This window comes from Mesorhizobium sp. M0571 (assembly GCF_040320985.1).
Lineage (GTDB): Bacteria > Pseudomonadota > Alphaproteobacteria > Rhizobiales > Rhizobiaceae > Mesorhizobium.
This window is the reverse complement of the sequence record NZ_JAMYQT010000169.1, coordinates 1-509: the sequence shown is the minus strand read 5'-3', so window position 1 is coordinate 509 and position 509 is coordinate 1. Positions and strand designations below refer to the sequence as shown.

1 protein-coding gene is annotated in these 509 nt (G+C 62.5%); it reads left to right on the top strand.

The window, feature by feature from the left end:
- Positions 1 to 509, top strand: a 509-nt coding sequence (locus NKI85_RS37890) for a potassium-transporting ATPase subunit KdpA (RefSeq protein WP_352781037.1), incomplete at both ends; no start/stop codon positions are given.

Sequence of the window (509 nt, the reverse complement as noted above, 5' to 3'; positions counted from 1 at the left end):
ATCCTCGTCTATTGCGGGATCGTCGTTTTGCTGGCGAAGCCGCTCGGCGGCTACATGCATCGCGTTTTCAGCGGCGAGCGCACATTCCTGTCGCCAATTCTGGCCCCGCTCGAGCGCGGGCTCTACCGCATATCCGGGACCAGCGAGCGCGAGGAGCAGCACTGGACCTCCTATGCGGCGGCCCTGCTGTTCTTTAACCTGGCCGGCTTCCTGGTGCTCTATTTCCTGCAACGGCTGCAAGGCGGCCTGCCCTATAATCCGGCCGGCATGACCGCCGTCGAACCTGGGCTGGCCTTCAACACCGCCGCCAGTTTCATGACCAACACCAACTGGCAGAACTACGGCGGCGAAAGCACGATGTCCTATCTCGTGCAGATGGCCGGCTTGACCGTGCAGAACTTCCTGTCGGCGGCGACCGGCGTCGCCATTGCGGTCGCACTGATCCGCGGCTTTGCCAGGGCCTCAGGCAAATCGATCGGCAATTTTTGGGTCGATATGACCCGCTGCAC